Genomic DNA, 6086 nt, shown 5'->3' on the forward strand with positions numbered 1-6086 from the left:
GGTGGGGAGGGGGGTGGTGTTGTGTGCGGGGTGGGGGGAGAAGGGGGGGGGGGGAGAAGGAAAAAACCCCCACACCCCCCCCTGTCCTTTCCCCCTTCCCACCACCCCCCCCCCGGGCCCGCTGTGGACAACCTCAGCCGGGGTCAGCCCCGGGAGTCCTCCGCGGCCTTGACGACCTGCTCCAGCCACGAGCGGCGGGCCGCCACGGCGGCCTCCAGCTCGGAGACCTTGCGCTTGTCGCCCTTGGCCTGCGCGTCCGCGAGGTCCGCCTCGAGGGCCGCGATCGCGGACTCGAGCTGGGCCGCCGCGCCCTCGGCGCGCGCACGCGTCTCCGGGTTGGTGCGCTTCCACTGCGCCTGGTCGGCGTCGCGGACCGCGGTCTCGACCGCGCGCAGGCGAGCCTCGATGCGCTGGATGTCGCCGCGAGGCACCTTGCCGGCCTCCTCCCAGCGCTCCTGGAGGCTGCGCAGGGCGGCCTTGGCCTTGTTCAGGTCCTTGACCGGGAGCAGCGCCTCGGCCTCCTCCAGCAGGACCTCCTTGACCTTCAGGTTCTCGCCGTACTCCGCGTCGATCACGGCGTTCTCGGCGTCCCGGGCCTGGAAGAACCGGTCCTGCGCGGCCCGGAACCGGGCCCACAGCGCGTCGTCGTCCTTGCGGGACGCCCGGCCCGCCGCCTTCCAGCGCGTCATCAGGTCGCGGTACGCGCCCGCGGTGTAGCCCCAGTCGGTGCTGTTCGACAGCGCCTCCGCCTCGGAGACCAGCTTCTCCTTCTCCGTCTTCGCGGCGCTGTTGCGCTGCTCCAGGTCGGCGAAGAAGTGCCGGCGCTCGCGGTCGAACGCCGTGCGGGCGTGGCTGAACCGCTTCCAGAGCGACTCCTCCGTGGGGCGGTCGATACGCGGCCCGGAGCGCTGGGCGTCCTTCCAGCGGTCCAGCAGCGCACGCAGCTCCTCGCCCGCCGGGCGCCACTGCATCTTGCTCGGGTCGGTCGCCGCGATCTTCTCGGCGGCCTCCACGATCGAGGTGCGCGACTCGACGGCCTCCGCCTTGGCGGCGGAGCGTGCCTGCTCCAGGGCGGCACGGCGCTCCGCGGCGCGGCCCCGCAGGGCCTCGACCCGGGTCCGCAGGCCCGGAAGGTCGCCGACGGCGGCGGGCTCGGCGGTCTCCTCGCCGAGCTTCTGCAGCGTCTGGTCGATCTCGCGCACCGACAGGTCCGCGCTGTCCAGCCGGGCCTCGAACAGGCCGACCTTCGCGCTCAGGTCGAGGTAGCGGCGCACGTACAGCGCGAGCGCCTCCTCGGTGGTGACGCCGGGGAACTGGCCCACGACGCGCTCGCCGTCACCGTCGTTGACGTAGACGTTGCCCTCGTTGTCGACGCGACCGAACTTCTCCGCCTCGGCGTGCGCGACGGCGTCCGCGGCGGCGGGCACCACGGGTGCGGGCGCCGTCGCCGGGGCGGCCTGCGCCACGGGGGCCGACGGCGTGCCCGGCTTGGGCGCACGCGGCCGGGCGAGCGCGGCCGGCGACGGGATCGCCGACGGCTTCGGGGTGGCGGGCTTCGGAGCGGGCGCGGCAGCCGCGGCGGGGGTCTCGGCCTCGGCGGCCGGTGCCTCGTCGGCGGGAGCCTCCTCGGTCGCGGGCTCCTCGGCGGGGGTCTCGGCCTCGGCAGCGGGAGTCTCCGTCGCCGGTGCCTCCTCGGCCGGTGCCTCTGTCGCGACGGCCTCGGTCACGGGAGCCTCGTCCGCAGCCGCCTCCTCGGCGGGCGCCTCGGCCTCGACGGCCGGGGCCTCCTCGGCGGCAGCAACCTCGTCGGCCGCAGGGGCCTCCTCGGCGGCAGCGTCGGCCTCGGTGGCCGGAGCTTCCTCGGCAGGCGTCTCGGCCTCGGCGGCGGGAGTCTCCTCGGCGGCAGCCTCGGTCGCAGCGGCGTCCTCAGCAGGGGCCTCGGTCTCCTCGGCGGGCGCCTCCACGGCGGGAGCGTCCTCCGCGGGAACCTCGGCCTCGGCCGCGGGAGCCTCCTCGGCGGCCGGCTCCGTCGCGGCGGCCTCGGGGGTCGCCTCGGCGGCGTCGTCCGCTGCGTCCGCCCCGGCGGCTGCCTCGGTCGCCTCGCTGACCGCCTCGGCGGGTGCCTCGGCTGCGGTCGGAGTCTCGGCCACGGGCTCGACGGGCGCGTCCTGCTGGACGGGCTCGGTCGAGCGAGAAGTGGGTTCGCTCACTGGGTCTCAACTCCTTCGATGGTGACCGGGGTGGCAGGCTCACCGTCTGGTGCACCGTCTACCGCGCCCGTGTCAGCGACTGCTTGGACAAAGTCCAGGCCGGATGTGATCGTGCCGAAGACCGTGTACCCGCCGACCGTGTCGGAGGGGATGGTCGAATCCTCGTAGACGAGGAAGAACTGGGAGCCCATGGACTCGGCGTCGTCGCCGCGCCGCGCCATCGCGACGGTGCCGGCGGGGTAGAGGTCGTCCTCCGGGGCGTTCTCGATGGGCCCGAAGGAGTAGCCCGGGTCGCCGGAGCCCGTGAAGGTCGGGTCGCCGCACTGGAGCACGAAGATGTTCTGCGTCGTGAGGCGGTGGCAGCCGGTCTCGTCGAAGTACCCGCCCTGGGCGAGCGTCACGAAGCTGGCGACGGCCTGCGGCGCGGCCGCGCCGTCGAGCTCGAGCACGATGTCGGCGGTGGTGTCGCCCGCGCAGGCCTGCAGCGTGACGGTCCAGGTGCGGTCCTCGGCCACCGACGGGTCGGCGAGCTCGTAGGTGTCCCGCGCCTCCTGGACGCCGGCCGGGCAGGTCTCGGTGCCCGCGCCTGCTTCGGCATCGTCGCCCGCCTCGGGCGCACCGGAGCTGATCAGCGCGGCGACCACGAAGGCGCCGACGAGCGCGAGCACCGTGAACAGTGCGACCAAGGTCCACAGGCGCTGCTTGTGCGCGCGCTTGGCCGCCTGCCGCTGCGCCCGCTTGTCGGCCTGCCTGGCCTGCTGCGCGCGCTGCCGCTGCTTGGTGGAAGCCACCGCGTTCCCTTCCCCGTGCTCTCTCGTGCTCACCCCGACCCGGGGCGCGGTCACGCTGGACCGATTCACCTGATGGATCCGGGGCGAATCACCCCGTGCGGGGACAGTGTAGGCATCGGATGCCAGGTCATACTGTCTGAGCGCCTCCGGCGACGGGTGAAGAAGCCTCTGCCAGGCACGACGGGAGCCGCTAGCGTGGGTCGCGTGGAGCTTCGTGTCTTGGTCGCGCCGGTCTTCGGGACCAACTGCTGCGTCGTGTCGGCGGGCGTCGACTGCGTGGTGGTGGACGCCGGTGCGGGGGTCGCCGACGCCGTCGGACGCCTGCTCGACGACACCGGACTGAAGCCGCGCGCCGTCCTCGCCACGCACGGCCACGCCGACCACACCTGGGACGCCGGGGTCCTGTGCGCGCGGTACGGGATCCCGATGCGCCTGCACGAGGCCGACGCCTACCGCCTGGCCGACCCGTTCGCCACGCTGAGCCCCGCGCTGGAGACCGCGCTCGGGCTGCACCGCGACGACTACCGGACGCCCGACCTGGTCGAGCCGTTCGCCACGCCCGGCGGGTCAGCAGAGCTCACGTTCGGCGACGTCACGCTGCACGCCCTGCACGCGCCGGGCCACACCGAGGGGTCCACGCTCTACCGCCTCGACGACGAGGTGGTCCTGACCGGCGACGTCCTGTTCGCGGGCTCCGTCGGCCGCACCGACCTGCACGGCGGCTCGTACGAGGTGATGGGCAAGACCCTGCGCGACGTCGTGCGCGGCCTCGACCCGGCGCTCGCCGTGGTCCCCGGGCACGGCCCCGCCACCACCGTGGCCCGCGAGCTGGCGACCAACCCGTTCCTCACCGTGGCCGGCGCGTGAGGGCGTACGTCGACACGCGCGCGGGGATGGCCGAGGACGGCTGGTCCGCCGCGTGGACGTTCGACCTGGCGCACTGGGGCACCTGCGGCCAGGGGCCCGACGACGCCGCGGCGCTCGCGGACCTCGCCGAGCGGTGCGGGCTCGGGGCCGGCGCTGCGGAGGCCATCGACGTCGTCGAGCGCGTGGACCGGGCCGAGAGCGGCGACGAGACGGTGTTCGAGCGCGACCTGGCGCCGGCGTCGGACGCGGAGCGCGGGGCGACGCTCGCGGTACTGGCCCGGACCCGGGCCAGGACCCTCGACCTGGTGCGGGCCGCCCCGCCCGGGGTGCTGGCCTACCGCGACCCCGGACGGCGGCTCCCGGCCTACGCGTCCTGGCACACGGTGGAACAGCTCGCGTTCCACATCGCGGACACCGAGTCGCGCTACTACCTGCCGCTGCTCGGACTGCCCGCACGGGAGAGGGCGGGCGACGTGGTGACCGAGCTCGAGAAGTCCGGGGCGCACGTGCGCAGTGTGGTCTCCACGATGGCGCCGGACCTGTCCCGGGTCTGGCCCGACCACGGGAGCTGGACGAGCGTGAAGGTGCTGCGCCGGCTGGCGTGGCACGAGCGCGGCGAGCTGGACGTGCTCGCCGGGCTGGTCGACCAGGCTGTGGAAAACCCGGGCTGACGGGTCGCCGCTCGTGGGAAGATCTGAGGCATGGCAAAGCCCACTCCTCTCTCCGGTTTCCCCGAATGGCTCCCTGACGGTCGCATCGTCGAGCAGCACGTCCTCGACACGCTGCGGCACACCTTCGAGCTGCACGGGTTCGCCGGGATCGAGACGCGGGCCGTCGAGCCGCTCGACCAGCTCCTGCGCAAGGGGGAGACCTCCAAGGAGGTCTACGTCCTGTCCCGCCTCCAGGAGGAGGACGGCGCCGCCCGCTCCGGCTCCGAGAAGCAGCTCGGCCTCCACTTCGACCTGACCGTCCCGTTCGCCCGCTACGTGCTGGAGAACGCCGGCCGCATCGCGTTCCCGTTCCGCCGCTACCAGATCCAGAAGGTGTGGCGCGGCGAGCGCCCGCAGGACGGCCGCTTCCGTGAGTTCGTCCAGGCCGACATCGACATCGTGGGCGCGGGCGAGCTGCCGTACCACTTCGAGGTCGAGGCGCCGCTGGTCATGGCCGAGGCGCTCGGCGCGCTGGGCGAGATCGGCCTGCCGCCGGTCCGCATCCTGGTGAACAACCGCCGCGTCGCCGAGGGCTTCTACCGCGGCGTCGGGCTGGACGACGTCGAGGGCGTGCTGCGCCAGATCGACAAGCTCGACAAGATCGGCCCGGACAAGGTCTCCGAGCTGCTGGTTACCGAGTGCGGTGCCACCGACGACCAGGCCAAGGCCTGCCTCGCGCTGGCGTCGATCTCGGGGTCCGACGTGGGCGTGATCGACGAGGTGCGGGCGCTGGCGGAGTCGTACGGCGCCGTGACCGAGCTCCTGGAGACGGGCCTGGCCGAGCTGGGCGCGCTGATCGCCGCGGCGGCGCAGCGGGCGCCGGGCGTGGTCGTGGCCGACCTGAAGATCGCGCGCGGCCTCGACTACTACACCGGCTCCGTGTACGAGACGGTGCTGGTGGGGCACGAGCAGCTCGGTTCGGTCTGCTCGGGCGGCCGGTACGACACGCTCGCGTCCGACGGCAAGAACACCTACCCGGGCGTCGGCCTGTCGATCGGCGTCTCGCGCCTCGTCTCGCGGCTGCTGTCCGCCGGCCTCGTGGAGGCGACGCGTTCGGTGCCGTCCGCCGTGCTGGTCGCGGTCTCGTCCGAGGAGGAGCGCACGACGTCCGACGCCGTGGCCGCGGCGCTGCGCGCCCGGGACATTCCGGTGGAGGTCGCGCCGAGCGCCGCGAGGTTCGGCAAGCAGATCAAGTACGCCGATCGGCGCGGCATCCCGTTCGTCTGGTTCCCGGGCTCCGCGGGGGAGGACGGCGTCGTGGGCGCCGACCAGGTCAAGGACATCCGTTCCGGCGACCAGGTCGACGCCGACGCCGCGACGTGGGAGCCGCCGGCAGAGGACCGCTGGCCGCGGGTGGTCCCGCAGGGCTGACCGCCGGCCGGCCTGAACCTTGCGCACCCGCCTCGGACGACGAGGCGGGTGTGCAAAGTTTTGGTCGCCCGATCGACTCCGTCCCCCTCCGGTGGGTGCGGAAAAGGGTTCGGTTTGTGCTTCACTTAGAAACAACG

At 73.8% G+C, this 6086-nt stretch carries 5 protein-coding genes; 3 read left to right on the forward strand and 2 right to left on the reverse strand.

The window, feature by feature from the left end; genetic code table 11:
- Positions 1 to 143: 143 nt before the first annotated feature.
- Both ACFV9Q_RS02080 and ACFV9Q_RS02085 read right to left on the reverse strand, forming a co-directional pair.
- Positions 144 to 2210: a DUF349 domain-containing protein gene (locus ACFV9Q_RS02080; RefSeq protein WP_377232921.1), complete on the reverse strand. Its 2067-nt coding sequence runs from the start codon at positions 2208 to 2210 to the stop codon at positions 144 to 146.
- Positions 2207 to 3001 (reverse strand): peptidylprolyl isomerase, encoded by a 795-nt coding sequence (locus ACFV9Q_RS02085; protein ID WP_377232922.1) that lies wholly within the window; start codon positions 2999 to 3001, stop codon positions 2207 to 2209. Before ACFV9Q_RS02085 ends, ACFV9Q_RS02080 begins: the two co-directional genes overlap by 4 nt.
- A gap of 204 nt (positions 3002 to 3205) precedes the next feature.
- Here ACFV9Q_RS02085 and ACFV9Q_RS02090 point away from each other — a divergent pair, with 204 nt between their 5' ends.
- The 3 genes from ACFV9Q_RS02090 to hisS are packed head-to-tail and all read left to right on the forward strand — an operon-like array spanning position 3206 to position 5949.
- Positions 3206 to 3868 (forward strand): MBL fold metallo-hydrolase, encoded by a 663-nt coding sequence (locus ACFV9Q_RS02090; RefSeq protein ID WP_377232923.1) that lies wholly within the window; start codon positions 3206 to 3208, stop codon positions 3866 to 3868.
- A complete protein-coding gene (locus ACFV9Q_RS02095; protein WP_377232924.1) occupies positions 3865 to 4539 on the forward strand; it encodes a hypothetical protein in 675 nt (224 codons plus the stop codon). The genes ACFV9Q_RS02090 and ACFV9Q_RS02095 overlap by 4 nt, the downstream gene beginning before the upstream one ends.
- A gap of 30 nt (positions 4540 to 4569) precedes the next feature.
- The gene (gene hisS / locus ACFV9Q_RS02100; RefSeq protein WP_377232925.1) at positions 4570 to 5949 is read left to right on the forward strand and encodes a histidine--tRNA ligase; all 1380 of its coding nucleotides are present in this window, start codon (positions 4570 to 4572) and stop codon (positions 5947 to 5949) included.
- The last annotated feature ends 137 nt before the right edge of the window (positions 5950 to 6086 follow it).

The organism is Promicromonospora sp. NPDC059942 (assembly GCF_042731755.1).
Lineage (GTDB): Bacteria > Actinomycetota > Actinomycetes > Actinomycetales > Cellulomonadaceae > Promicromonospora.

Bases quoted from the DNA above. Each gene is read 5' to 3' on its own strand.
- hisS (WP_377232925.1), top strand. From the start codon at position 4,570: ATGGCAAAGCCCACTCCTCTCTCCGGTTTCCCCGAATGGCTCCCTGAC.